This is a genomic window from Umezawaea endophytica (assembly GCF_025061645.1).
Taxonomy (GTDB): domain Bacteria; phylum Actinomycetota; class Actinomycetes; order Mycobacteriales; family Pseudonocardiaceae; genus Umezawaea; species Umezawaea endophytica.
Genome location: NZ_JANYMP010000005.1, coordinates 337,598 through 361,386 on the forward strand (window position 1 = coordinate 337,598; position 23,789 = coordinate 361,386).

At 72.4% G+C, this 23,789-nt stretch carries 24 protein-coding genes; 11 read left to right on the top strand and 13 right to left on the bottom strand.

Going from position 1 to position 23,789, the window contains the following annotated elements; all coding sequences use genetic code 11:
* Positions 1-2: 2 nt before the first annotated feature.
* Positions 3-1,172 carry a 4-hydroxybenzoate 3-monooxygenase gene (locus NZH93_RS13675; RefSeq protein ID WP_259623412.1) on the bottom strand — a complete coding sequence of 390 codons (1,170 nt, stop codon included), beginning with the start codon at positions 1,170-1,172 and terminating at the stop codon, positions 3-5.
* A 196-nt stretch (positions 1,173-1,368) separates the two neighbouring features.
* Here NZH93_RS13675 and NZH93_RS13680 point away from each other — a divergent pair, with 196 nt between their 5' ends.
* The gene (locus tag NZH93_RS13680; RefSeq protein ID WP_259623413.1) at positions 1,369-2,268 is read left to right on the top strand and encodes a MerR family transcriptional regulator; all 900 of its coding nucleotides are present in this window, start codon (positions 1,369-1,371) and stop codon (positions 2,266-2,268) included.
* Here the strand turns inward: NZH93_RS13680 and NZH93_RS13685 are convergent.
* Positions 2,265-3,692 (bottom strand): alpha/beta fold hydrolase, encoded by a 1,428-nt coding sequence (locus NZH93_RS13685; protein WP_259623414.1) that lies wholly within the window; start codon positions 3,690-3,692, stop codon positions 2,265-2,267. The genes NZH93_RS13680 and NZH93_RS13685 overlap by 4 nt on opposite strands.
* A gap of 158 nt (positions 3,693-3,850) precedes the next feature.
* Here NZH93_RS13685 and NZH93_RS13690 point away from each other — a divergent pair, with 158 nt between their 5' ends.
* The 5 genes from NZH93_RS13690 to NZH93_RS13710 all read left to right on the top strand — a co-directional run bounded on the left by NZH93_RS13690 (position 3,851) and on the right by NZH93_RS13710 (position 8,380).
* The gene (locus tag NZH93_RS13690; RefSeq protein ID WP_259623415.1) at positions 3,851-4,540 is read left to right on the top strand and encodes a TetR/AcrR family transcriptional regulator; all 690 of its coding nucleotides are present in this window, start codon (positions 3,851-3,853) and stop codon (positions 4,538-4,540) included.
* A 334-nt stretch (positions 4,541-4,874) separates the two neighbouring features.
* On the top strand, positions 4,875-6,272 hold the full coding sequence (locus NZH93_RS13695; protein ID WP_259623416.1) for a DUF8832 domain-containing protein: 1,398 nt from the start codon (positions 4,875-4,877) through the stop codon (positions 6,270-6,272).
* Positions 6,269-6,670: a FixH family protein gene (locus NZH93_RS13700; protein ID WP_259623417.1), complete on the top strand. Its 402-nt coding sequence runs from the start codon at positions 6,269-6,271 to the stop codon at positions 6,668-6,670. The genes NZH93_RS13695 and NZH93_RS13700 overlap by 4 nt, the downstream gene beginning before the upstream one ends.
* Positions 6,671-6,683: 13 nt before the next feature.
* Positions 6,684-7,847: a hypothetical protein gene (locus NZH93_RS13705; RefSeq protein ID WP_259623418.1), complete on the top strand. Its 1,164-nt coding sequence runs from the start codon at positions 6,684-6,686 to the stop codon at positions 7,845-7,847.
* Positions 7,844-8,380, top strand: a complete 537-nt coding sequence (locus NZH93_RS13710; RefSeq protein ID WP_259623419.1) for a hypothetical protein — start codon at positions 7,844-7,846, stop codon at positions 8,378-8,380. The genes NZH93_RS13705 and NZH93_RS13710 overlap by 4 nt, the downstream gene beginning before the upstream one ends.
* Positions 8,381-8,450: 70 nt before the next feature.
* Here NZH93_RS13710 and NZH93_RS13715 read toward each other — a convergent pair whose 3' ends face one another.
* The 4 genes from NZH93_RS13715 to NZH93_RS13730 all read right to left on the bottom strand — a co-directional run bounded on the left by NZH93_RS13715 (position 8,451) and on the right by NZH93_RS13730 (position 13,221).
* On the bottom strand, positions 8,451-11,603 hold the full coding sequence (locus NZH93_RS13715) for a S8 family peptidase (RefSeq protein ID WP_259623420.1): 3,153 nt from the start codon (positions 11,601-11,603) through the stop codon (positions 8,451-8,453).
* Positions 11,604-11,777: 174 nt separating this feature from the next.
* Positions 11,778-12,365 (bottom strand): hypothetical protein, encoded by a 588-nt coding sequence (locus tag NZH93_RS13720; protein ID WP_259623421.1) that lies wholly within the window; start codon positions 12,363-12,365, stop codon positions 11,778-11,780.
* Between the two features lies 1 nt (position 12,366).
* A complete protein-coding gene (locus NZH93_RS13725) occupies positions 12,367-12,888 on the bottom strand; it encodes a SigE family RNA polymerase sigma factor (RefSeq protein ID WP_259623422.1) in 522 nt (173 codons plus the stop codon).
* A gap of 144 nt (positions 12,889-13,032) precedes the next feature.
* A complete protein-coding gene (locus NZH93_RS13730; RefSeq protein ID WP_259623423.1) occupies positions 13,033-13,221 on the bottom strand; it encodes a hypothetical protein in 189 nt (62 codons plus the stop codon).
* A gap of 15 nt (positions 13,222-13,236) precedes the next feature.
* On the opposite strand from NZH93_RS13730, the gene NZH93_RS13735 reads away from it, so the two are divergent.
* Positions 13,237-13,908, top strand: a complete 672-nt coding sequence (locus NZH93_RS13735) for an AIM24 family protein (protein ID WP_259623424.1) — start codon at positions 13,237-13,239, stop codon at positions 13,906-13,908.
* A gap of 60 nt (positions 13,909-13,968) precedes the next feature.
* Here NZH93_RS13735 and NZH93_RS13740 read toward each other — a convergent pair whose 3' ends face one another.
* The 3 genes from NZH93_RS13740 to NZH93_RS13750 all read right to left on the bottom strand — a co-directional run bounded on the left by NZH93_RS13740 (position 13,969) and on the right by NZH93_RS13750 (position 15,947).
* Entirely contained in the window at positions 13,969-14,655 is a 687-nt protein-coding gene (locus NZH93_RS13740) for an SDR family NAD(P)-dependent oxidoreductase (RefSeq protein WP_259623425.1), read from the bottom strand.
* Positions 14,656-14,670: 15 nt separating this feature from the next.
* Positions 14,671-15,072: an ester cyclase gene (locus tag NZH93_RS13745; protein WP_259623426.1), complete on the bottom strand. Its 402-nt coding sequence runs from the start codon at positions 15,070-15,072 to the stop codon at positions 14,671-14,673.
* An 86-nt stretch (positions 15,073-15,158) separates the two neighbouring features.
* Positions 15,159-15,947 carry an alpha/beta fold hydrolase gene (locus NZH93_RS13750; protein WP_259623427.1) on the bottom strand — a complete coding sequence of 263 codons (789 nt, stop codon included), beginning with the start codon at positions 15,945-15,947 and terminating at the stop codon, positions 15,159-15,161.
* Between the two features lie 111 nt (positions 15,948-16,058).
* On the opposite strand from NZH93_RS13750, the gene NZH93_RS13755 reads away from it, so the two are divergent.
* Positions 16,059-16,784: a GntR family transcriptional regulator gene (locus NZH93_RS13755; protein WP_259623428.1), complete on the top strand. Its 726-nt coding sequence runs from the start codon at positions 16,059-16,061 to the stop codon at positions 16,782-16,784.
* Here NZH93_RS13755 and NZH93_RS13760 read toward each other — a convergent pair.
* Complete coding sequence (locus tag NZH93_RS13760) at positions 16,778-17,371, bottom strand: TetR/AcrR family transcriptional regulator (RefSeq protein WP_259623429.1); 594 nt, start codon at positions 17,369-17,371, stop codon at positions 16,778-16,780. The two genes, NZH93_RS13755 and NZH93_RS13760, sit on opposite strands and share 7 nt — an antisense overlap.
* 48 nt (positions 17,372-17,419) lie before the next feature.
* On the opposite strand from NZH93_RS13760, the gene NZH93_RS13765 reads away from it, so the two are divergent.
* Both NZH93_RS13765 and NZH93_RS13770 read left to right on the top strand, forming a co-directional pair.
* The gene (locus tag NZH93_RS13765; protein ID WP_259623430.1) at positions 17,420-18,373 is read left to right on the top strand and encodes a quinone oxidoreductase family protein; all 954 of its coding nucleotides are present in this window, start codon (positions 17,420-17,422) and stop codon (positions 18,371-18,373) included.
* A gap of 67 nt (positions 18,374-18,440) precedes the next feature.
* Positions 18,441-19,574 (top strand): hypothetical protein, encoded by a 1,134-nt coding sequence (locus NZH93_RS13770; RefSeq protein WP_259623431.1) that lies wholly within the window; start codon positions 18,441-18,443, stop codon positions 19,572-19,574.
* Between the two features lie 5 nt (positions 19,575-19,579).
* On the opposite strand, the gene NZH93_RS13775 is transcribed toward NZH93_RS13770, so the two are convergent.
* Entirely contained in the window at positions 19,580-20,179 is a 600-nt protein-coding gene (locus NZH93_RS13775) for an SDR family NAD(P)-dependent oxidoreductase (protein WP_259623432.1), read from the bottom strand.
* 170 nt (positions 20,180-20,349) lie between these two features.
* On the opposite strand from NZH93_RS13775, the gene NZH93_RS13780 reads away from it, so the two are divergent.
* On the top strand, positions 20,350-21,168 hold the full coding sequence (locus NZH93_RS13780) for an SAM-dependent methyltransferase (RefSeq protein WP_259623433.1): 819 nt from the start codon (positions 20,350-20,352) through the stop codon (positions 21,166-21,168).
* Positions 21,169-21,181: 13 nt separating this feature from the next.
* Here NZH93_RS13780 and NZH93_RS13785 read toward each other — a convergent pair whose 3' ends face one another.
* Together NZH93_RS13785 and rhaS are read right to left on the bottom strand one after the other, a co-directional pair.
* The gene (locus tag NZH93_RS13785; protein ID WP_259623434.1) at positions 21,182-22,627 is read right to left on the bottom strand and encodes an L-fucose/L-arabinose isomerase family protein; all 1,446 of its coding nucleotides are present in this window, start codon (positions 22,625-22,627) and stop codon (positions 21,182-21,184) included.
* 52 nt (positions 22,628-22,679) lie between these two features.
* Complete coding sequence (gene rhaS / locus NZH93_RS13790) at positions 22,680-23,744, bottom strand: rhamnose ABC transporter substrate-binding protein (protein WP_259623435.1); 1,065 nt, start codon at positions 23,742-23,744, stop codon at positions 22,680-22,682.
* Between the last annotated feature and the right edge of the window lie 45 nt (positions 23,745-23,789).

Here is a 23,789-nt window from a genome sequence, read left to right on the forward strand (position 1 = left end):
GGTCAGATGCCGACGTAGTGCTCGGCGAAGGAGGTCTGGTGGGCGTGGGAGTCGCGCAGGCCGTCGAGGCGGGCGTGGCGCAGTGCCCGCTGGAAGCCCGCGTCGGCGGTGGCGGCCGACGGGCCGTGCAGGAGTTCGACCATCCAGCGGGAGAACTCCTGCGCCCGCCAGATGCGCGGCAGGCAGGTCCGCGAGTAGGCGGCGAGAGCGTCGTGGTCGTCGCGGGCCAGCGCGTCGACGAGCGCGCGGGCCAGCACCTCGGCCTCCATGATCGCCAGGTTGGCGCCCTTGGCCGCCGCCGGGCTGATCAGGCTGGCCGCGTCGCCGACGAGGAACATCCGCTCGTGCTGGATGGGGTCGACGACCTCGGAGCGCAGGTGCACGACGCGGCGCTCGGTGATCCCGCCCCGGCGCAGCGGGCCGAACTCGGCGGTCCGCATGCGGGTGTCCAGCGCGGCCCAGACCCGGTCGTCCGTCCAGGTTTCCGGGTCGTCGTCCGGTGCCACCTGGAGGTAGTAGCGCGTCACGTCGGGGCTGCGCGCCATGTGGCCCGCGAACCCGTCGTCGTGGATGGCGTAGGTGACCGCGGCCATGCTCTGCGGGGCCTCGACGAGCACCGCCAGCCAGGCGACCCCGTGGTCCTGGCGGAGCCGGGTCGCCGATGCGGGCATGGCCCGCCGGGTCACGCCGTTTCCCCCGTCGCACCCGGCGAGGAACCGGCCCGTCGCCCGGCCCGTGCCGTTCGCGTCCCGGTAGCCGATCGTGGCCGTCCGCGCGTCGACGTCGGTGACGGTGACGCCGAACCGCAGGTCGCCGCCCCGGTCGAGGTACTCCGCGATCAGGTCGGTGACCAGGTCCTGCTGCGGGTACACCGTGTGCGCCCCGCCCCGGCCGAGGCGGCCGTAGTCCAGCTCGAACTCGCCGCTCCCACCGCGGAACGCGCACACGCCGTGCGACAGTCCTTTGTGGAGCATCCGCGCGCCGAGCCCGTGCTCGACCAGCACCCTGGCGCTGTGCGGACCGAGGAACCCCGCCCTGGCCCTGGCCTCCACCTTCTCCCGCTCGGCCCGCTCCACGATGAGCGTCTCGATCCCCTGTGCCCGCAACAGGTTGCCCAGCACCAGCCCCGCGGGCCCAGCGCCCACGATGAGCACGGCTGTGTGGTCGACCACGCCTTCCGATCCCTTCGCCGCCGTAGAACTGTGCGGCAGCACTGGACATCACCGGTCAGCGCGGGCGCGGGCGGCACGCCGACGCGGAGAAGATGATCACTCCATCGTGTCGGCGGGGGTACGGGGTTGCACCTTCCGTAACGGCATGTGGTCCAGTGGACCCACGTCCCGACCACCTGAGGAGAGGTCCCCGCTCGTGCCTCCGTCTTTCATGCCACCCCGCCAGGTCAAGATCGGTGACGCGGCGGCCTTCGCGGGCAGCACACCACGGGCGATCCGCCACTACCACGAGATCGGCCTGCTCCCCGAGCCCGAGCGGGGCGGTGACGGCCGCCGCCGCTACGGGTACGAGGACATGATCCGTCTGCTGTGGATCCGCAAGATGGCCGACGCCGGCATCGCACTGGACGACATCCGGGACGCCTTCACCACCGGCACGGCCGCCGCGGGCGCGGACGGCGAGGACGGGATCGCGGGCATCCTGGAGCGGCTGGAGGACACCCTCGCCCAGCAGGAGGCGGAGGTGCGACGGCAACGGGCCGCCGTGCGGCGGATGCGCACCGAGGGCAGCCGGATGGGCCTGCTCTCCGACCTCGTCACCGAACGCCTCAAGGGCCTGCCCGAAGGCTCCCTGCGCCAGGCGGACCTGGACACCCTGCTGGTCACCGAGCGGATCTTCAGCCCGCTCGGCGCGGCCGTCCAGGCCACCCGCTTCGTCGCCCTGGCCACGAATCCCGCGCTGCGGGAGGCTTCCGACCGCGTCGACGACGCCGAGGAGGCACTCGACGACAGCGTCGCCGTCGACGATCCGCGGGTGGCCCAGGTGGCCGCCGAGCGGCACGCCTTCGAGAACGCCTTGGAGGCCTTCATCGAGGAGTCCGGTCTGGCCGCGGGCGACGACGCCTTCTTCGACGCCTGGGACGCCGCGCACCCCGCTACCGCCGAGGACGACCTCGCCTGTAGCAGGCGGGAGCCCGGCTCCCTGAGCGTGTTCGAAGCCGTCGGCAAGATGCCCTACGACTTCTCCCCTGCCCGCCTGCGCTGCCTGGAACTGACCGCGGAGCTGACCGCCCAGGCCGTCCGGAGCACGGCCTAAGGGACCGGCGCGCCCGCGCAGGTGCCGGTGTCGGTCCTGCCGGTGTCGAAGAAGGTGACGGCCGAGTCGGCGCACGGCAGGTGGTACAGCGATCCGTGGACGTCGTCCTCGACGGTCAGCACGTCGCCGCCGACGAGCGTCCGCATGTCGTTCGTCCACGGGTACGGCGTCACCGGCTCGTACCGGTGCCCGACGAGTTGCAGCGGACTCGCGCCGCGGCCGAACCGCACCGCCTCGGCGTCCCGCGGCCAGCCGACGCAGCGGCTCTCGTAGATCCCGAACCCACCGGCCACGGGGTAGCGCGCCATGCGCTCAGTCCGGTGCCGGGCCACGGTGGCGAAGTCGCGCGGGCTGTCGGAGGTGTTGCACAGCAACGCCGTCTGCGCGAACACCCACGACCGGTACGGGTCCACGTCCCACCCGAGCCCGCCGTTCGCGCGGGCCGCCCGAGCGGTCGTCCCGCCTTCGGCGAGCACCTTGAGCCGTGCCGCCAGGTCGGCCCACTCCTTGCGCGGGTTGGCCAGCATCATGGTCACCGCCGTCCCGTCGACGACGGTGCCGTCGGGAGCGGTCCGCGGGTGTTCGGTGAGTTCCGCCCGCAGGTCCAGCAGCCGCCGTGCCACCGCGTCGGTCGACTCGCCGAGCCCGTACCGCTCGTGGCGACCCGCGATCCACTCGGAGAACAGCCGGAACGTCGCCTCCCCCGCCGCCGCCTGCCCGTCGTCCATCGTGGTCATGTCCATCTCCGGCGTCAGCACGGAGTCGAGCAGCATCCGGTCGACGTGGCGGTCGAACAGCGTCCGGTACGCGGCCCCCAACGCCGTCCCCCACGACACCCCGTAGAACCCGATCTTCCGCACGCCCAGCGCCTGCCGCACGCGGTCCAGGTCGCGGGCGACGTTCGTGGTCGTGAGCGAGGCGGCGAGGGCGGGGTCGCGGTCAAAGCACGCGCGGTTGTGCTCGGCGGTGCGGCGAGCACGTTCCTCGTCGGACAGGCCGGGTTCGACGTCCTCGTCCGGGCAGTCGACGCCGTCGCTGTACCCGACTCCGCGCGGGTCGAAGCCGACCAGGTCGTGCCGCGCCCCGATCCCACCCGCCCGGCTCGCGGCGATGTCCGCGGGCATCGTGGTCCCCGGATGGCCCGGCCCTCCTGGGTTGAACACCACGACGCCCTCGCTCCGGCCGGTGGCCGGGATACGGCTGACCGCGATGTCGATCGTGCGTCCTCCGGGCCTCGCGTAGTCCACGGGGACCGCCACCGTCGTGCACTCGGAGCGCTGGTCCTCCTGGTCCCAGTCCTTCGCCACGGCGGCGCACGGCCTCCAGGTGAGGCCGTGCCCCAGCGCCGGGACCGCCATGAGCGGCACCGCGACCACCACCACGACGGAGACCAGCATCGACCTCGTAAGCATTCGACGGCTCATGTCCCGATGATCGTGAGCGGACCGGTCCGCGTGCGTCCTCCTGAGGTCGCGACCCACGTGCGACCCCAGGAGGACGAGCCCGTCACCGGGTGTTCCGCGCGGGCGCGACGGCGTGTGGCACAAATTCGTCACGAACGTGTTCGTGGTACCTTCGGCGGGTGATCCCCGATGGCCGTGCCCGGACGCCTGTCAGCAGGCGGGACCGTCCGGCGAAACCCGCTTTGAGCAGGCAGGGGATCGTCGACGCCGCCCTGGTGATCATGCGGGAGGAAGGCCTCGGCAAGGTGACGATGCGGCGCATCGCCACCGCGTTGGACACCGGGCCGGGGTCGCTGTACGTCTACGTCCGCGACACCGAGGACCTCCACGCGCAGATCCTCGACACGCTGCTCGCGCCGGTCCCCGCGGCCGTGCCCGCGACGGGCCCGTGGCGCGACCGGCTGAAGGCCCTGCTGGCCGACTACGGCCGCGTCCTGCAAACCCATCCGACCATCGCCAGGATGGCCCTGTCCACGCAGCCCAGCGGCCCGAACTCCCTGGCCGTGGCGGACACGATCCTGGGCCTGCTCGCCGAGGGCGGCGTGTCCGACCAGGTCGCCGCGTGGGGCCTGGACCTGCTCCTGCTGTACCCCACGGCCATCGCCGTGGAACACGGCGGCTCACCACCGCAGAAGGCCGAGGGCATGGCCCAACTGGCCACCCAGATCGCCACCGCCGACCCAGCCCAGTACCCCAACGTCGCCCGCGCGGGCACAGCCCTCCTGTCCGGCAACGGCTCGTCCCGCTCGACGTGGGCACTGGACGTCCTCCTCGACGGCATCCTCGCCGCCCAGTCACCACCGGTTTAGGTCGACAAGCCAGCCGCCCCGGCTCAGCGGCTCACCGCCGCCACGGGACACGGCGGCTCGTAGTCACCACCCCGGCGCAGCGGTCCGTAGCCATCCCGGCCCAGCGGCTCACCTGCCATCCCCGGCGCGACCTCCGCTCGTGCTTGTTGATCATGCGCTGACCTGAAATCACCTTCTCCCAGGCCACCCCCGCTTCCCGCATCCCTCCGCCGAACATGTTCGCCACAAACTTGTTTCCAACGAACACGTTCGCTAACCTGGCGCCACAACCGAGTCGTCGATGTCCACGCTCGCGATCTCGGGCTCCGCCCACCGTCCGGAATCGGGGAAGTCGATGAGGGGAATCCCCCTGCGGGGCACAGCGGTGCTGCTGCTGGTCACCGCGTTCCTGTCCACACCCGCCGCCCTGGCGGACGGCCCGGCCGCGGGCGCTGATCTGCACGTCGCGCAGAGCCTCGGCGCGCGGGAGTTGACGGTCGTGTTGCGTCGCGTCGACGGTGTGCCGGGCCCGCTGCGGGTCGACGTGGTGACGCACGCGGGAACCGTGCCGGGCTCGCTGCGGTTGCGGCTGGCGTCCGCCGGAGTGAGCGAGACGACGGTGGCGCTCGGCGCGACGCCGGGTGTGCACGGGGGCACGGTGGAGGTGGGGCGGCCGGGGCCGCACGAGCTGGTCCTCGACGACGGGACGGCCACCGCGTCGATCCCCTTCGTCGTGCCGGTCAGCGTGCTGTCCCCGGCGGAACGCGCCACGTACGCCGGGTTCGCCGCCGCCGGTCTGCTGCTGGCCCTCGCGCTGGTCGCGGCGCTCCGAGCCCGGCGGGGGTGGGTGGTCGTCGTGCCCACCGCCGGGTTCGGCGCGGTGCTGGCCGTCGCGGTCACCGCGGCCGTGCTGTCGGCGTCCACCCCCGCGCCACCGGTGCCGGGCGAGTACGTCGACGCGACGGTCGACGCGGTCCTCGACCCCTACTCCCTCGCCCACCCGGCACTCGGGCAGGCCACGCGCCCTCCCGCGACCATGCTGGTGCGTCCGACCAAGGCCGGTGACGGCGTGGACCTGGTCCTGTCGTTCACGGACAGCGCCAGCGGACGGCCGGTCGACGACCTCCTCGTGCACGACAGCGCGTTCGTGCACCTGCTCGTCGTCACGCCGTCCCTGGGGTTGCGGCACCTCCACCCGGTCCGCGTCGGGCCGGGCGAGTACCGGGTGCACGTGGCGGACACCGAACCGGGGCACTACGCGCTGGCCGCCGAGGTGTCCCGGCGCGGCGGTGGCGTGCAACTCCTGCGCTCACCGACCGGCTTCGACGTCGACGGCCAAGCCCCACCTGTTCAGGACGCCGCGGCCACCCAGGTCGACGTGTCGAACGCGCGGTCCGGCGAGCCGACCACGATCGTCGCGCGGTTCGGCGATCGAGCGGACCTCCAGCCCTGGCTGGGCATGGTCGGGCACCTGATCGCCGTCGGTCCCCTGCCGGACGACGCGTCCACCGCTGCGGTGGAACGGGCCCCGCTGTGGGCGCACGTGCACGCGATGGCGCCGGCCAGGCGCTCCGCGGACCGGGAAGCGCCTGACGAGACGGTGGCGGCGTACGGACCGGAGGCGTCGTTCACGCACACGTTCCCGCTGCCCGGCCGCTACCGGGTGTGGGTGCAGGCGCAGCGCGACTACGAACTGCTGACCGTGCCGGTGTGGGTGGACGTCGCCGCCGGAACCACCGCGAGCGGGCGATGACGAAGCGGGGACGGGTCGTGCTCGCGACCGCGGTCGTCGTCGCGGTCATCGGCGGCGCGCTGGCGATGACGTGGGCCGGAACGACCAAAGGCCAAGCGGTGCTGGAGGGCGGCACCTCGCGGCACACCGTTCGCGTGGTGGTGGAGCCGGCCGCGGTCGGGACCACCGTCGTGCGGATCGAGGTGGGCGCGGCGAGCGGGGTGGTCGGGGTCCGTCTCGAACCGGCGATGGCGCACATGGGCCACGCGCTCGCGCCCCTCGCCGCCGCGCTCGAAGGCCCCGGCCGCTACCGCGTCGACACGACCTTCGACATGCCGGGCCCGTGGGAGTTGACCGTCGCCGTCGAGGACGGGCTCGGGACCCAGCGGGTCGCGCTCCCGCTCGTCATCACCGGATGAGGGAAGGGAACTGATGAGCACCAACGATTCCGAAGAGGACCGGACGGCACGCCCGCCCGCGCGGCTGCTGCCCGCGGTCGCCGTGTTCGCGGGAACGCTGCTGTCGCTGGTCGGCTGGAGCTGGGACATCCAGTGGCACACCGACGTCGGCCCCGACACGTTCTTCACGATGCCGCACCTGTTCCTGTACGCGGGGAGCGCGCTGTGCGGGATCACCGCGCTCGTCGTCGTGCTGCGCACCACCTCGGCGCAGCGCGCGGGCCGGCACGTGGACCCCACCGTCGGCGGCCGGTCCGTCCGGGTGTTCGGCGGCCGGTTCACCGCGCCCGTCGCCTACCTGGTGACCGGGACGGCCGCGGCGGCGTTCCTGTTCTACGGGCTGTGGGACCAGTGGTGGCACGGCCTCTACGGCTTCGACGCCACGCTCAACTCCCCGCCGCACGTCGGTCTGCTGCTCGGCAACGTCGCCACCATCATCGGGGCGGCGATGGCGTTCACCGCGCTGCGCGCCGAGCGGTGGGGCCGGATCGGCGTGTTCGCCTCCTTCGGCGTGCTGGTGGCGTTCCTCCCCATCCCGGCGGACGTGTTCCAGCAGGTCGAAGGTCCGGTCGACTGGGGAGCGGTGTGCCTGGCGTGCCTGACGGCGCTGCTGCTACTCCTGGCGACGGCGTTCTTCCGACGGCCGGGTTCCGCGCTGCTGGTCGCGGTGTCGGTGGCCGTCGTGCAGGGCGTGCTGTGGCTGTTCACGCCGTGGGCGACCGTGCTGTACGCGGACGCGGTCGGGCTGCCGATGCGCGAGGTCGTGTCCCCCGCGCCGATCATGCCCACCTGGATCCCGATGAGCGTGGTCGCCGCGGCGCTGGTCGTCGAGGCCGTGCTGGCACTGGCCCGCGCCCGGCACTGGTCGTCCCGCGTCGTCGCGGTGCTCGGCGGCGCGTTCGCCGCCGCCGTCCTCGCCGCTCTCGTTCCCCTGCAACGGGCCCTGCTCTTCGACGTTCCCCTGCCCCCGTTCACGGAGGTCTTGCTGTACCTCGCGCCCGGCTGCGTGGCGGCGCTCGCGTTCGGCGCGCTCGCCGGTGTCGTGGCGTGGCGCTTCGGACTGGTGCTGCGCCTGCTCGACCAGCCGTCGGCGGCCGCCCACGGCTCCCGGACCACCACGTCGGGAGCCACCGCGTGAAGCGCGCCCTGACCACCGTCCTGTCCGTCGCCGCCCTGCTCCTGCTGAGCGCGTCCCCGTCGTGGGCCTACGAACCCGTCACGATCGTGCACACCGAACGAGTCGAGGCCGGTCCCTACGGCATCACGGTCGGCTTCGGCCGGTGGCCGATCCGCGCCATGCAGTCGCTCGACTTCACCTTCACGCCCGACGGCGGGCGCGAGGGCAAGTCCGGCGTGGTCGAGGCGTCGCTGCCCGACGGGGTGGCGGGCGAGCAGTGGCCGCTGGCCCGTCACCCCCGCAAGCCCGAGGTCTGGGGCCTCGACATCCAGGCACTCGGCGGCGATGGACAGTGGACGTTCCGCTTCACCGTCGACGGCCCGGACGGGCGGGGTGTCGGCGAGTTGGCGGGTGTCACCGTCCTCGCCCAACCCGGCCCACCGCTCGCGCTGAGCTGGTCCGTCGCCGGGATCCCGCTGCTCGCGCTGTTCGGCTTCCTCGTCGTCGCGTGGCGCCGGGTCCGCGTGCCCCGCGAACAGCTCACCGCGGTATGAGCCGGTCCGGCCGGTGGTCGACCCGACCACCGGCCGGACACCGGTCACCCGCCGCCGGACTCCTAACGCGTCAACAGGTTCCGGTGATCCGGTAGGCGTGGACGACCGTCACCTCGCCGGTGTTGCCCGCCGCGTCGACCGTCCTGGCGCGCAGCGACGCGAACGCCGCGCCCTCCGGGTGCCGGACGAGCGCCGCGCCGTCGACGATCGGCGCGTCGCGCCACGTCGTGCCGTCGTCGAACGACACCTCGACCTCCGTGCTGGTCACCGACGGTGTGCCGGGCCGCTGGTCGACCCGCACCGGCACCGACCGCTCCCCACCGCAGGAGGCGTTGTCCCCGTTGAGCTTCGGCAGGAACCGGACGACGGACATCGGCAACGGCCGGTCGACGGCGCGGGCCGAGCGGAACGTCCACACCCCGCTGGTCCTGGTGGACAGGTCCGACTCGGCGTGGGTCGACTCGACCTCGACCCGGTAGCCCGCCTCGGACTCCGGCACCCGGAAGTCGGCGGCGAGCTTGGTCTCCTCGCCGATCTTCACGCCGTCCCGGAAGAGCGCGATCCGGCTCGACGCGAACGGGCGGGAGCCTTCGCCGCCATTGGCGTCGGCGTGCGTCGGGACCCGCACGCCGATGTCGTCACCGCGCCGGACGAGAGCCCGGTCCGATGTGGACGGACCGAACACCGCGGCGTTGAGCGTCTGGTCGTAGGCGTGACCGGGCTCGACCTCGCGGGCGGGCGGGACCAGCACGACCTCCGTCCGCTGGTCCGCCGACCACTGCTCGAACGCCCACCGCCACCCGACGCCGTCGCCCGCGGTGACCAGGTCCACCGACGGGCCCGCGGGCGTCGGGGACGACAGCCCGCCCTGCATCCCCGACGGGGTCACGGTGAGCCGGTACTGCTTGTCCGCCCCGCCGGACCGGACGACGGTGGTCATCTCGGCCAGTTCGGACGGGGTCGCGGTGCGCTCGTAGCCGACCGGTACCCGGCCGGGCTCGGACCAGTGCAGCCGGTAGGTCACCGGCGTCGTCCCCCTCGGCGCGCCGGTGAACTGGGCGCCGAACGACGTGGTGAGGTCGGGCGCGTCCGGCCCGACCCGCCCGGTGAACAGGGTGCCCGAGGAGAACCAGGTCGTGAACGCCACGGGCTTGCCGCCGTCGATCCCGGTGAACGCCGCGTACCCCGCGTGCTGCCGCGCCGCCGGGTCCGGGGTGACCAGTGTGACCGGCTTGGCCTCGCGCATGTCGAACACCGCCCGCGTGTCCTGGGTCAGCGAGAGCTTCGGCTGCGCGATCAGCACGCGCTCGCGGTTCGGACCGGTCAGGCTCGCGTACACCCGGTACTCGCCTCGGGGCAGGCGCACCGTGGTCGACCCCGTGCCGCCGTTCACCAGCCGCGTCCGCCCGGTGGCCACGTCGACCAGCGTGGTCCGGACGTAGGGCACCGGGTTCCCGGCGAAGTCCAGGTTGGTGATCGTGTAGTCGTGGTGCTCGGCCTCGCGGGTGACGGTGACCAGCGTGCGCAGGTCCGCGCCGCCCGACGCGACCAGCGCGCCCGCGTACCGCCCGTCCGCCGCGGGCACGGTCGTGTCCGCGACGACCGTCGCCCCGGCCTCACCACCCGCGGGCACCGTCAGCCTCGACGGCGACACGGTGATCAGGTCCGCGGGGGCTTCGCCCGCCGGGCCGGTGACGGCGAGCGCGAGGTCCAGCACCACGGGCTCGGTGCCCGAGTTGCGGTAGACCACGTCCCGGACGATCTTCTCGTCGTCCTCGTGCGGCCACCGCTGGAGACCGAGGTCGAGGTTCGCCGGTTCGGCGACCACCCGCTGGGCCAGCGCCCGCGGCACGTCGACCCGGCCGAAGCCCTGGTCGGTCACCGGCACCGCCGGGGTGGCCACGGCCGACGCGGTGATCGTCGCCTTGATCCGCTCACCCGACCAGTCCGGGTGCTGCTGCTTGAGCAGCGCGGCGACGCCCACCACGTGCGGGGTCGCCATCGACGTGCCGGTCATGGCGCGGTGGCCGGTGGTACCGGCCTTGGCGGCCATGATGTCCACGCCCGGCGCGGTCACGTCCGGCTTCACGCCGCCCGTGGCCGTCGGGCCGCGTCCGGAGAACGGGGCGACGACGTCGGAGCGGTCCACCGCGCCGACGGACAACGCCCGTTGCGCGCTTCCCGGCGAGGAGATCGACCCTTCGGCGGGCCCGTCGTTCCCGGCGGCGGCCACGAACAACATGCCCTTCTCCCGGGAAAGCCGGTCGACCGCCTCCTCCAGCGGATCGGTCTCCGGCGTGTCGGTGTCGCCCAGGCTCAGGTTGACCACCTGCGCGCCCTCGTCGGCCGCCCACTGCATCCCGGCGAGGATCGCCGAGTCGGAGCAGCCGCCGAACGCGCCGACGCAGACCTTGCCGTCGAGCAGCCGGGCGTCCGGCGCGACACCGCGGTACCGCTCGCCCCGCCCGGCGATGATGGACGCGACGTGCGTGCCGTGCCCGGCCGTGTCGGTGGGGTCCGGGTCGTCGGTGAAGTTCCGCTCCGCGATCTGGCTGCCCGCCAGGTCGGGGTGTTTCTCGTCGATCCCGGTGTCGAGCACCGCGACCGTCACGCCCCTGCCCGTCAGCCCCGCCTGCCAGGCCACCGGCGCGCCGATCTGCCGGGTGCTGCGGTCCAGCGAGAGTTCACGCTTCCCGTCCAGCCACACCTTCTCCACCGCGCCGCCGCGCAGCGACTCCCACGCGCCACCGGTCTTGTCCACGGCTCCCGCGACCGCGCCCACCGCGTCCAGCCGCGCTCCGACGGCAAGCGCGCCGACCTCCGCCCGCGCGCCCGCCGCCGGTCGCACGATCACGGGCACCGTCGAGCGCCGCGCGTCGTCGTAACCGAACTCCACCAACGAGGTCACGTCGAACAGCCGGTGGTCCACCTTGCCCTGGGCGACCAGCGCCGCGGCGTCCTGGGGAACGACGTGCAGGTGCCCGCCGTCCTGGTAGGAGTCGACGGAAACCCCCTCGCGGCCCGGTCCCGGCTCGTAGGACACGACCCGGTCCCCCGCCACCACCACCCGGTCACCGGTGATCAACGTGACGCCGGTGTGCGGCACACCCTGTCCCGACACCTCCGCGCCCGCCGTCCGCGCGGGCGCGGCGCCCACGACCACCAGACCGGCCGACACGACGAGCGCGATGATCCCCCCGAGCCTCGGAATCCTTTGCCTCACCCAAGTACCTCCCTGTCCTCGTGATGACGGGAGCGACCGTAGTGGCGGTCGGAGGTGGCGCTCTTCGGTCAACAGGCCGGAAGATCCCCGCCGCGGATCGTCCGGAGGTGCGAGGGCGGCCGACTGGTCGACCGAGGCCGAGCGGCCCACCAGCCGACGCGCGCCTCCGCCGCGTCAGGGATTCGTTCGGGGCGAGCGGTACTCGGGGTCGTCCGCCGGGTCGAGCACGCAGGACGGCGCGGGATTCCTCACCGGCGCGGTGTAGCCCAGCCCCGTGCCCCGGTTCGGGTACTTCGACACGGACACCAGAACGCTGTGGCCTTCGGGGATCCTGCGGCTGAACGTGACCGAGTCCCCGGATGCCCGCGGGTAGCCCTTCGTCGTGTAGTCCGTGCCCCGGTAGACCCTGTCCTCCCACTTCTCGGTGCAGTCCGACGTCATGGGAACGGCCGTGATCCGCACACCGAGCTCGCGGAGCTGCTCGTTCGCCGGGTCGATCGCCGCGATGTCCTTGATGGACACCGTGACGGTGCCGTCGGGGTTCTCCGTCACCGCGTACGCGGCCGAGCCGCCGCCCAGCAGCGTGAGCCCGGCGACGAAGGCGCCCGTCACGGTGAGGACTCCCGCCGCCACCCAGCCCGTCCTGGCACGACGGCCACTCGCGGGCGTGGCGCTCCGCAGTGCTGCCAGCACCTCCTGCTCCCCCACCCTGCGGTCGGAGTACTCGACGAGTGCGTCCCTCAACACGTTCTGATCGGTCATGTCAGTTCTGCTCCTTCACCAGTGAAAGCGGGCTTTCCTCGACCGGGCGGTGTGATCGGATCCGCAGCGCGGCCAGTCCCCGTGAGATGAGGCTGCGCACCGTGCCCTGACGGCAGTCGAGCACCAGCGCGATCTCGGCGTCGTCACAGCCCTCGTAGAAGCGCAGCACTATCGCGGCGCGTTGACGGCGCGGCAGGGTCGCGAGGCGGGCCATCATGTCCTCGCGTTCGGCGTAGCCGGACGTCTGATCGGGCGTAGGCGGCCCGAGCTCGTCCAGCGCGCACAGCGAGGCGCTCACCTCGTGGTTGACCAACCGGCGGCGCCAGGACAGGAACTCGTTGGTGACCATGCGCTTCACGTACGACGCGGGGGAACCTGCCTGCTCGATCCGCGGCCACTGCTGCTGCGCCCTCAACAGCACTTCCTGCACGACGTCCTTGGCCAGGTGAGGATCGCAGCAGAGCACCGTGGCGTACCGGAGCAACGGATCGAGCCGCTCCTCCACGAAGTCATCGAAGGTCATGCGCACCTCGGATCGGTCGTCTCGTCTCTGATGGGGTCATGCCCCTAGGACGCCTGGAGGTGGAGATCTGTTGCAGTCGTCGCCGAGGCGCCTGGGACGACAGGCACGTCACTGCGCGCGTGGTGCTCGCCCCCGGAAGTGGACTCACCGTCCACATCGGACAAGACGACGGGTCGGCCGGTCGGCGCACGAGTCGCCGGACCGTGAGCACGGCGGGGCGACGCCTGCCTGCACGGCGATCAGGATCTCCGACAGCGGCGAGGTGCTGGTCGACACCAAGTCGTCCGGCTGACCGCGAACCCGCCCCCCGGAGATGCGGGTGCCGATGATCACCTGCACTATCGGGGTATGCGCAGCTCACTGTTCAACCACGCCGAACGGGCCGTCGAGCCCGGCAGTTTCCAGCTCCAGAACGACCGCATGCTCAAGGTGGACCTCACCGGCAGCGGCGGGTTCTTCTTCGCCAAGCAGGGGTCCATGGTCGCCTACCAGGGTGATGTCGACTTCGCCTACGAGGGCAGCGGCGGACTCGGCAAGCTGTTCAAGAAGGCCTTCACCGGTGAGGGCATGTCGCTGATGAAGGTGTCCGGCAGCGGTGACGTGTTCCTCGCCCAGGACGCCGACGAGGTGTTCGTGCTCTACCTGGAGAACGAGGGCGTCACGGTCAACGGCAAGAACGTCCTCGCGTTCGACAGCACCCTCACGTGGGACATCAACCGCACCGAGGGCGCGTCGATGCTCAGCGGCGGACTGTTCAACACCACGTTCAAGGGCACCGGCGCGCTCGCCGTCACCGCCTACGGCACGCCGGTCGTGCTGAACGTGGACACGCCGACGTTCGTCGACATGCAGTCCGCCGTCCTGTGGTCCACCTCGCTCCAGTCCTCGATCCGCAAGACCGCGAAGCTCGGCGCCGTCATCGGCCGCGGCTCGGGCGAGGCCTACCAGCTCGCGCTGACGGGCCAGGGCATCGTCGTCGTGCAGGCCTCCGAGGGCCACCCCGTGCCGACCGCGCAGTAGCGGCCTCCGCCGTCACGGTCGAGGCACGGCACAGCCGTGCCTCGACCGTGACGGCGTCGGCTACCAGGGCAGCTCCCCCGTCTCGTCCTGGAGGGTCCCCGTCGGGCCGTCCGCGTCGAGCGTCGCCAGCCGCACGACGACCGCGGCGCTCTCCGCGGGCGACCTGCCGATCCCGAACGCCGCGGTCATGTCGGTGGCGGTGGTGCCCGGCTCGACCGCGTTGAACCTGATGCCCGGCTGGGACTTGGCGTACTGGACGGTCAGCATCGTGGCGGCCGACTTGGACGCGGAGTACAGCGCCAGCGGCAGCCCGAACTCCGGCCGGTCGGGGTTGGTCACCGCCCAGAACGACCCGGCGCTGCTCGACACGGTCACCACCGTCGGGTTGGCGGACCGGCGCAGCAGCGGGAGCGCCGCCTCCGTGACGCGCACGATCCCCACGACGTTGGTGTCGAACACGCGCAGCGCCGTGGGACCGTCGAGGTCCCCGTCCCCGAGCACGCCCGCGTTGTGCACCAGCACGTCCAGCACGCCCTCGGCCGCGCCGATCGTCGCCAGCGCGTCGGCCACCGACTCGTCGTCGGTCACGTCGAGCCGCACGAACCGCGCGCCCAGGTCCGCCGCGGCCTTCTCCCCCCGTTCGACGTCCCGCGCCCCGACGTAGACGACGTGCCCCAGCGCCAGTAGCTGCCTGGCGGTCTCGAAACCGATGCCCTTGTTGGCCCCGGTGATCAGTGCGACGGTCATGCTCTTCCTCTCGGATCAGGTGGTCGCGGAGGTCAACTGCCGGAGCAGTTCCCCCGCGTCGTGCAACGCCGTCATGTGCACGAACCGCCCGTCACGCACCTGGTAGACGGCGAACTCGACGATCTCGAACGAGGCGCCGGTGGGAGCCACACCGAGCCACTCCCGCACCGGTGTGCCGGTGTTGACCAGGCGCGCGGCGAGGCGGTCGCCGTCGAAGAGCAGCTCCTTGAGTTCCCAGTGCAGGTCCGGGACCGCGTCCACGTCGGCCCGCTGGACCGCGAGGAGGTCGTCGCGGGTGGCGGGCTCGCCGTTCAACGTGGTCCGGTCGTCGATGAACTCGTCCATCCGGTCGAACCGGTGGGCGTTGAGCTCCGCGAGGTAGCGCAGGTAGAACTCGCGCAGGTCGTGGTCAGGCATCGGACGCCCCTTCCGTCGAGTTCCGCAGCAATCGATGCACAACTCGACGGTAGCACGTTCCGCATCGATCACTACAGAAGTCGGCGTCAGGCCTTGGCGCGCGTCACGACGTCGCGGACGACGGCGAGGGTCTCGTCGGGGTGGTCGAGGTGCACGCTGTGGGTCGCGCCCGGCCAGCACACGACGGACCCGCCGAACGCGGCGGCCAGGCGCGTGTGGGAGCGCCGGACGACGGAGTCCTGCGCGCGGTCGGCGGTGACCACCACGGCCGGGACCTGCGGCAGCGCGTCCTCCCGGAGCCCTTGGGACAGCGCGGTGATGCCGCGGACCGCCCTGGCCAGCCGCGGGAGGTCGGCGCCGCCGGTCCTGATCATCGCGGCCTCGCAGTCCGCTCGGAGCCGCGCCCGCAGCGCGGCCCGCCGGGTGGCGGCCCGCATGGCGGCCGACAGCAGCCCACCAGGCCCCGGAACCGCCGCGAGCGCCCCGAGCACGCGCATCGCCCGTTCCAGCCGGGCGCAGACGCGCGCGTCGTTGATCGGCGTCGGGTCGAGCAGGACCACGCCCGCCACCTTCTCGGGGTGCGCGGCGGCGAAGAGGACGGCCACCGCGCCGCCGAGGCTCTGCCCGGCCAGCACCACGGGACCCGCGCCGATCTCGTCGACCAGCGAGTTCAGGTGGGACGCGGCTCCGGCCAGGGACCCGTCCGCGGTGGAGATGCCGGTGCCGGGACGGTCGTGCAGGACCACCTGGCAGCCGGGGTCGGCGACGAGGCCTTCCGGCAGGCCGGGGAAGAAGCCCTCGCAGGACTCGGCACCGCCGGGCAGCAGGAGTACGGGAAGTCCGGTGCCCTGCGTCCGGACGTCGTCGATCGGCATCGTCGCTCCTCGGTGCCTGGCCGAGCCGAGCCCGGCCACCATGGTCGGCTGAACTTGTCCAACAATACTGTCGATTTTGTAGCACAATCCTGGCGTGTATCGTCATCACGGGTGGAGGCACGCGTGGGGATGAGGGAGGCCGTGGCCCGGTCGGCCGTGGTTTCGAGCGGTGCGCGCACCGCTCCGGAACGAGTGGCGGAGGCGCTGCGGGACGAGCTGCTCGACGGCGCGCACCCGGTCGGCACCCGCTTCCGCGAGGAGGAGCTGGCCGAGCGCTTCGACGTCGGCAGGCACACGATCCGCGCGGGGCTGCGCCTGCTCGTCGACCGCGGGCTGGTCGTCCACGAGCGCCACCGCGGTGCCGTCGTCGCCCCCTTGAGCAAGCAGCGCATCGACGAGGTGTTCGATTACCGCAAGCTGCTGGAACTCGGCGCGCTGCGGATGGCGCTGGCCGCGGGCGCGGACCTCCGCCCGGTGCTGGCCGAGGTGGAACGGCTGGAAGCGCTGGCGGACCGGTCGCCGAGCCCGTCCTGGCGGGAGCTGACGCGGGCGCACAGCGCCATCCACCGCGCGATCGTCGCCGCGGCGGGCAACGCCCACGTGCTGGAGAGCTACCAGCGCTGCGAGGACGAGATCCGCCTGCTGCTCACCTTCGTCCGACCGGACTTCGACGCCCGGCACTTCGCCGTGGTGCACCGCGAACTGGTCGAGAAGCTGGAGGTGGGCGGCGAGGTCGCGGCGGAAGCCCTCACCGAGGACATCGACCAGTCAGGCCGGGCCGCGCTGTTGGCCGCGCTGCGGCGGGCCGAGGAGAGCGCGCGCTTGCTCGGTCACTGACCGACCGGCCCCAGCAGGTGGTCGAGGCAGAGGCTCAGCACGGCTTCCAGGTGGTCGACGGAGCCGGTGGAGAGCAGGACGCTGACCCCGCCCTGGATGGCGGTGATCACGGCCGCGGCCGTGCGGTCGGCGTCCAGCGCCGGGTCGGCCTCGCCCGCCGCCTGCGTGGCCTCGATGCCGGTCCGGACGGCGTCCTGCCACCGCCGGATCAACTGGGTCGTGACGGCCTGGGCCGCCGGGCTGTAGCGGCCCACGTCGGCGATCAGCACCCCGAGCGGGCAGTGCGGCCCCTGCCTGCGGCAGGTGTCGACGATGACGTCCCGCCACTGCTCCCACGCCGCGCGCGACACGAGGTCGTCCAGGTACGGCTGCTGGTCGTCGAACACGTGCCGGGCTTCGAACTCGGTGACCGCGAGCAGCAGTTGCTCCCGGCCTTCGGGGAAGTAGTGGAACATCTGGCTCTTGCCCGTACCGCTGCGGCGGCACACGTCGTCGAGCGTGGTGGCGAGCGTGCCGCGTTCCCGGATCTCGGCCGCGGCGGCTTCGACGATGCGCTGACGGGTGGCGATGCCCTTCGCGGTGGTCACCACCGGATTGTACTTGCGGGTACATTTTGCCGAAAATACCTTGGCCGCATGAGAGCGATCGTGATCGACGGAGCAGGCGGACCGGACGTGCTGGAGCTGCGCGAGCGGCCCACACCCGTTGCCGGACCGGGAGAAGTCCTCGTGGACGTCCGCGCGGCGGGGGTGAACTTCTTCGACACCGCCATCCGCACCTCGGCCTCGGCCGAGGTGCCGGGCTTGGAAGGCGCGGGCGTGGTCGCGGAGGTGGGCGACGGCGTGCGCGGGGTCACGCCGGGTGACCGCGTCGCGTGGATGACCATGAACCACGGCAGTTACGCCGAACAGGTCGTGGTCCCGGAGAACTGGGTGGTCGCGGTGCCCGACGCCGTCGACGACGAGACGGCCGCGGCCCTGGTCGTCCAAGGGCTGTCGGCGCACCACTTCACCACCGTCTCCCACCAGGTGCGGTCCGGGGAGGTCGTGCTCGTGCACGCCGCCGCGGGCGGGGTCGGGCTGCTCATCACCCAGCTCGCCAAGGCGCAGGGCGCCACCGTGATCGGGCTGGTGTCGCGGCCGGAGAAGGTCGGGATCGCCGCCACCGCGGGCGCCGACCACGTCCTGGTCTCCACCGGCGGCGCGTTCGCCGACCCGGTGCTGGAGCTGACCGGCGGCGAGGGCGTGCACGCGGTATTCGACGGCGCGGGCGCGACCACGTTCGACGCCTCGCTCCAGGTGCTGCGCACGCACGGCACGCTGGTGTTCTACGGGCCGCTGATCGGCGACGTACCGACCATTCGGATGAACCGGCTGCCCCGCAGCGTCCGGGTCACCTACCCCACGACCGAGGACCACGTCCGCGCCCCTGGGGACTTCGCGGCCCGCACCACCGAACTGTTCGCGCTCGTCGAGAAGGGTGACCTGGCCGTCCGGATCGGTGCCCGCTACCCGCTGGCCGAGGCGGCACGTGCCCACACCGACATCGAATCGCGCGCCACCACGGGAAAGCTGCTGCTGATCCCGTGACCGTCGTGGACGGCGTGCCCCTCGTCGGTGTGGGCACGCCGTCCGCGGGTGGGGGATGATCACGCGCATGACGGCGTCACGGCTCCTGGTGCGGCGGACCGAGCAGTGGTTCGTCCGGCAGGGCGCGCCGACGATGATCGAGGGCTACGGGTTCCTCTCGCACGTGCTGCTCCGGATGCTGCCGACGCTCGCGTTCGTCGCGATCTCCAGCCTGGTCTGGCTGGTGCCGCTGGGCGCCGCGGGCTACGGGCGGTGGGTGCTGCTCGCCGTGGTCCTGACGAGCACGGTGGTCGTGTCGACGCTGCTGTCGCTGTTCGTGCGGCGGATGCCCGTGTTCACCCGCAACCGCACGATCGCGGTCCTCGTCGGCTACGCGCTGGTGCCGGTCGTGGTGCCGGTGCTGCAAGAGGCCGTCGAGGACACCCCGGACAGCGATCCCGTGCAGTTGGCCCTCTTCTTCGCCGGGATCTTCGCCGCGACGTGGCTCGCCGTCACCTACGGGCTGCCGTCGCTGCTGAAGGCCGCCATCCGGCACACGCTGGAGGACCTGCGGCACAGCGTGACCCTGTTGGGCCGGGCGTTGCCGCCGCTGCTGTTCGTGACGCTCTTCCTGTTCTTCACCGGCGAGCTGTGGCAGGCGATGAACCGGCTCGGCTGGTCCCGGCTCGGTCTGATCGTCGCGCTGTTCGTGGCGATCACGGTGCTCGCCGCGGCCGCCCGCCTGCGCGAGGAGATCGGCAGGGTGGAGCACGACCTGAGCCCGTCGGTGCTGTCCGCAGCGTGCCGGGGCACCCCGCTGGCCGAGGTGTCGTTGGACGAGCCGGTGGAAGCGCGCAAGCTCACCGGCGCCCAGTTGCGCAACCTGCTGCTGATGCTCGCGATGCGCCAGCTCGTGCAGGCGGCGGTGGTCGGTCTCGCGCTGTTCGGCTTCTTCGTGGTGCTCGGCCTGATCGTGGTGCTGCCGGAGACCGCGGAGCAGTGGATCGGCGGGCCGGTGGCGTACGCGAGGTGGCTGCCGGACGTGCCGGTGGCGCTGCTGCGCAACGCGACCCTGTTCGCGGCGTTCGGCAGCATGTACTTCGCGGTGATCTCGATGAGCGACGCCGAGCACCGTCAGCAGTTCTTCGCGCCCGTGGTCGAGCAGGTGGAGCGCACGCTCGCCGTTCGGGCCGTGTACCTCGCCGTGCGGTCACGCCCGTAGCGCCACTAGGCGAGCGGGGTCTCCGGGATGATGCCCGTGCCGAGCGCCAGCGGCCCGTCGGCGGACTCCAGCACGCCGTCCGACCAGGCGGCGCGCAACGCCTCCGGCCCGGCCGCCGTGACGCGGACGCCGAACGGGGCCACCTCGGTCGCCAGGGACAGCATGATGCCCACCAGCGCGAACTTGCTGCCGTGGTAGGACGACGTCGCTTCGGGGGTCACGACGACGACGGTCCCGGCGCGCCGCAGCCGCATACCGGGCAGGACGGCCTTCACGACCGCGACCGTCCCGAACACGTCGATGTCGCGCTGCCTGCGGAGGTCGTCCACCGTGGCCTGCCCGTGGTCCGTGCCCGCGACCAGGACGTCGATCGGCGCGATGTCCTCCTCGACGGACCTGATCGCGGGTTCGATCCCGGTCGCCGACCCGATGTCCAGCACGCGCGCGAACGCCAGACCGGGACCCAGCGCCTCGAACTCCGCGACCTGCTCGGGCCTGCGGACGACGCCCACGACGCGGTGGCCGACGCTCAGGGCCCGCTCGGCGAACGCCAGTCCGAGACCACCACCCACCCCGGCGATCAGGAAGGTCTTCCTCCCCGTCACGGCCCCACCTCCGAACCCTCGGCGACGACGCCCTGAACCCTAGACACCACCGGGGGCAGGCGCGTCGCGGAGGTGGCGGGCGAACGCTTGACCGTTCGGCCCGGTACCGGATGATGGTCGCCGACGACCGGGCCCCCCGCGACCGGTGCGCGAGGCTGTGAGGAGAACCGGTGAGCGACGTGCGGAGGCCCGCCTGGGCACCCGAGAGCATCGACCCCACCCGGCCGAGCGTGGCGCGGGTGTACGACTACTGGCTCGGTGGCGCCCACAACTTCGAGGCCGACCGGGTGGCGGCCGACGCGGCGCTGGCGGTGATGCCGATGCTGCGGCAGGTGAGCGCGGCCAACCGCGGCTTCCTCCGCAAGGCGGTGCGCTACCTGCTCGGCGTCGGCGTGCGGCAGTTCCTCGACCTGGGTTCGGGCATCCCCACGGTGGGCAACGTGCACGAGATCGTCCGGCAGGTCGACCCGACCGCGCGGGTGGTCTACGTCGACATCGACCCGGTCGCCGTCGCGCACAGCCGCGCCATCCTCGACGGCGACCAGCGGGTGCGGGTGCTGCTGGCCGACGTGCGCGAGCCCGCGGAGGTGCTGGCCGCGCCGGAGGTGCGCGACCACCTGGACTTCACCGAGCCGATCGGCCTGCTCTCGGTGGCGCTGCTGCACTTCGTCGCGGACTCCGACCAGCCAGGCGCGATCCTGGCCCACTACCGCGACCACCTCCCCTCCGGCAGCTACCTCGCGGTGTCGCACGCCGGGTTCGACCCGGAGGACCGGCCCGGCTTCGACTGGTCGCGCACCAACTACGACAGCAACGTCACGCCGATGAACTTCCGCAGCCGGGCGGAGGTCACCGCGCTGTTCGACGGTTTCGACCTGGTCGAGCCGGGCGTGCAGCGCCTGCCGCTGTGGCGGCCGGACTCGGTGGACGACCTGGAGGACGACGCCGACCGGTTCCCCGGTTTCGGTGCCGTGGGGCGCAAACCCTGACCCTGCCGGGGGATCACGGTTGGACGACCGTCAACTCCACCCCGAGGAGGTCGGCGACGGCGGTCAGGTCCGCCACCCGGTGCCCGGTGCCCAGCGCCCAGTGGTGGGAGGCGCCGGAGGCGGACCACTCGTCGACCCAGTCGGCGGGGTCGCAGCCGAAGTCCACCCTGGAGGTGGTGTTGCCGATCCGCAGCAGCGGACCGGGGACGACGGTGCCCTCCGACGCGATCATGGTGAACGTGCCGTCCCGGTCCTGGCCGAGCCCGAACGTGGTGACCGGGCCGTGCGTGACGTCGAACTCGACCGACACGCCCCAGCCCCGCTTGCCGTGCAGGACGTCCAGCCCGCGCAGCAGCGGTCTGCCCTCGCTGATGGCCAGGTGCGCCGGTCCGTCGTGCCCCATCTCCACGACGCCGTCCCGGAAGTTCAGCGCCTGGAGTTCCGTGAACGAGCCGCCGACCCCGAGCCGGTCCATGACCAGCATGGCCAGCGACGTGCGCAGCTCGTACTCGCCGCAGGCAGGAACACCGCGGGCGGTCAGCAGGGACGATCCCAGGATCAGGCCCGCGCCGACGCGTTCGTGCGTCTCCCCGTCGAGGCCGCGGTGGTAGTAGGCCAGCGAGTCCAGCGAGAAGTCGGCGACCAGCCGGTCGAGCGCGACCGACACCCTGGCCGCCCAGTCGAGGTCCTCCGCCACGACCGAGGAGTCCACGGTGAACACCTCGCGGGCGAGCGCGGCACGGGCCTCGGTCTCGGCGTCGGTGACCTGCTCGACCCTGACCCGCACGTCGTCGATCTCCAGCACCTCCACGTGCCCGCCGAACTGGGCGCTCACCAGGGTCGGGTCGGTGGCGACGTCCATCATGCCGGGGTAGAGGTGGCCGAGCAGGCCGTGCCTGCCGTGCCGCAACGCCGCTCGCACGCCCGCGGCCCTGATCCACCGCCCGATCTTCGTCCAGGCCCGCTCGTCGGCCAGGTGTCCCGACACCGAGCGGAACTCCACGCCGCAGCGCCGGAACGCGTTGGCCATCTCGGGCAGCGGGCACGCCCCGCAGTAGGCCAGCCACGCCCCGGTGTCGAAGGTCGCGTGGTCCATCACCTCGGTGGGCTGGAGGTTGATCAGCAGCACCGGGGAACCGGACCGCTGGGCGACCGGCACCAGCATCGACGCGGTCATGTACGTGGTGAGGAAGCCGATGATCAGGTCGCAGTCGGCCACCCGCAGCCGGTCGGCCGCCGCGGCGCCGTCCCGTTCGTCGGAGATGAAGCCGACGTCGACGACCTCGCAGTCCATCCCGCCGAGCCGCGCGGACACCTCGGCCGCGGACCGCCGCAGCCCCGGCAGCAGGTCGGGGAACTGCGGCCAGTACGCGCCGAGCCCACCGGAGACCAGCCCGACCCTGGTCCGGCGCGTGGTGATCCGGTCGAGCCCGGCGGGCACCTCGAGCGCTTCGGTCACGACAAGTCCTTTCACCGCAGGGAATCCACCGTGCACACCGCCGAGCGACCGGTCAGAAGTCGAACTTGTCGATGTTCGCGCTGTCGAACACGGTCGGCGGGCCGAGGACGATCTCACCGCTCTCGCCGATGGTGTACTCGCCGAGCTTGCCCGCGGTGAACTTCTCCCCCTGGGCACCGGTGATCCGCCCCGACTTGAGCGCGACGCCCGCCTGCGCGGCGAGGTAGCCGATGTCCGCCGGGTTCCACAACGCGAACTGCGTCACCGTGCCGTCCTTGACGTACTCGCGCATCTGGTTCGGCGTGCCGAGACCGGTCAGCGCGACCTTGCCCTTGGAGCCCGAGGAGCTGATGTAGCGCGCCGCGGCCGAGATGCCGACGGTGGTCGGCGACACGATCACCTTCAGGTTCGGGTACGACAGCAGCAGGCCCTGGGTCTCCTGGAACGACTTCAGGTCGTCGTCGTTGCCGTAGGCGATCTTCACCAGCTTCAGCCCGGCGTTCTCCGGCTTGGCGAGACCCGCCTTCACCACCTCGATCCACGCGTTCTGGTTGGTGGCGTTCGGTGTCGCCGACAGGATCGCGATCTCACCGGACCCACCGGCGAGCTTCGAGACCATCTCCACCAGCTTGTCACCGATGCCCTGGGTGGTGGCCTGGTTGATGAACACGTCGCGGCAGTCCTTCGCCGCGTCGGAGTCGAACGCGACGACCTTGACGCCCGAGGAGCGCGCCCGCTTGAGCGACGGGCACACCGCGTTCGGGTCGTTCGCGGCGATGCCGATGACGTCCTGCTGCTGCTGGACGAGCGTGTTGATGTAGCTGACCTGTGACGAGGCGCTGGCGTCGTTGGGGCCGACGAGCTTGTACTCGCCCTTGAGCTCCTGGAGCGCCGCCTCCCCTCCGCCGACCTCGATGTCGGAGTACGGGTTGTTCAACTGCTTCGGCAGGAAGGCCATCTTCACGCCCTCCCGCAGCGGCGCGCCGGGGTCGGCTCCCGCGGTGCCCGACGCGGCACCCGGCGCGGCGTCGCCCGCGTTGTTCTTCGTCGTGCCGCCGCACGCGGTCAGCCCGACCGCGAGGAGGGCGGTGACGGCTGCGGTGAGGATTCGGGACATCGTTGTCGCCTCTTTCGGTTCTCGGTGTTCCGCGCTGACGCCTTC

Bases quoted from the DNA above. Each gene is read 5' to 3' on its own strand.
- NZH93_RS13735 (WP_259623424.1), top strand. From the start codon at position 13,237: ATGCGCAGCTCACTGTTCAACCACGCCGAACGGGCCGTCGAGCCCGGC.
- NZH93_RS13695 (WP_259623416.1), top strand. From the start codon at position 4,875: ATGAGGGGAATCCCCCTGCGGGGCACAGCGGTGCTGCTGCTGGTCACC.
- NZH93_RS13765 (WP_259623430.1), top strand. From the start codon at position 17,420: ATGAGAGCGATCGTGATCGACGGAGCAGGCGGACCGGACGTGCTGGAG.
- rhaS (WP_259623435.1), bottom strand. From the start codon at position 23,744: ATGTCCCGAATCCTCACCGCAGCCGTCACCGCCCTCCTCGCGGTCGGG.
- NZH93_RS13720 (WP_259623421.1), bottom strand. From the start codon at position 12,365: ATGACCGATCAGAACGTGTTGAGGGACGCACTCGTCGAGTACTCCGAC.
- NZH93_RS13770 (WP_259623431.1), top strand. From the start codon at position 18,441: ATGACGGCGTCACGGCTCCTGGTGCGGCGGACCGAGCAGTGGTTCGTC.
- NZH93_RS13700 (WP_259623417.1), top strand. From the start codon at position 6,269: ATGACGAAGCGGGGACGGGTCGTGCTCGCGACCGCGGTCGTCGTCGCG.
- NZH93_RS13745 (WP_259623426.1), bottom strand. From the start codon at position 15,072: ATGCCTGACCACGACCTGCGCGAGTTCTACCTGCGCTACCTCGCGGAG.
- NZH93_RS13705 (WP_259623418.1), top strand. From the start codon at position 6,684: ATGAGCACCAACGATTCCGAAGAGGACCGGACGGCACGCCCGCCCGCG.
- NZH93_RS13685 (WP_259623414.1), bottom strand. From the start codon at position 3,692: ATGAGCCGTCGAATGCTTACGAGGTCGATGCTGGTCTCCGTCGTGGTG.
- NZH93_RS13725 (WP_259623422.1), bottom strand. From the start codon at position 12,888: ATGACCTTCGATGACTTCGTGGAGGAGCGGCTCGATCCGTTGCTCCGG.
- NZH93_RS13740 (WP_259623425.1), bottom strand. From the start codon at position 14,655: ATGACCGTCGCACTGATCACCGGGGCCAACAAGGGCATCGGTTTCGAG.
- NZH93_RS13750 (WP_259623427.1), bottom strand. From the start codon at position 15,947: ATGCCGATCGACGACGTCCGGACGCAGGGCACCGGACTTCCCGTACTC.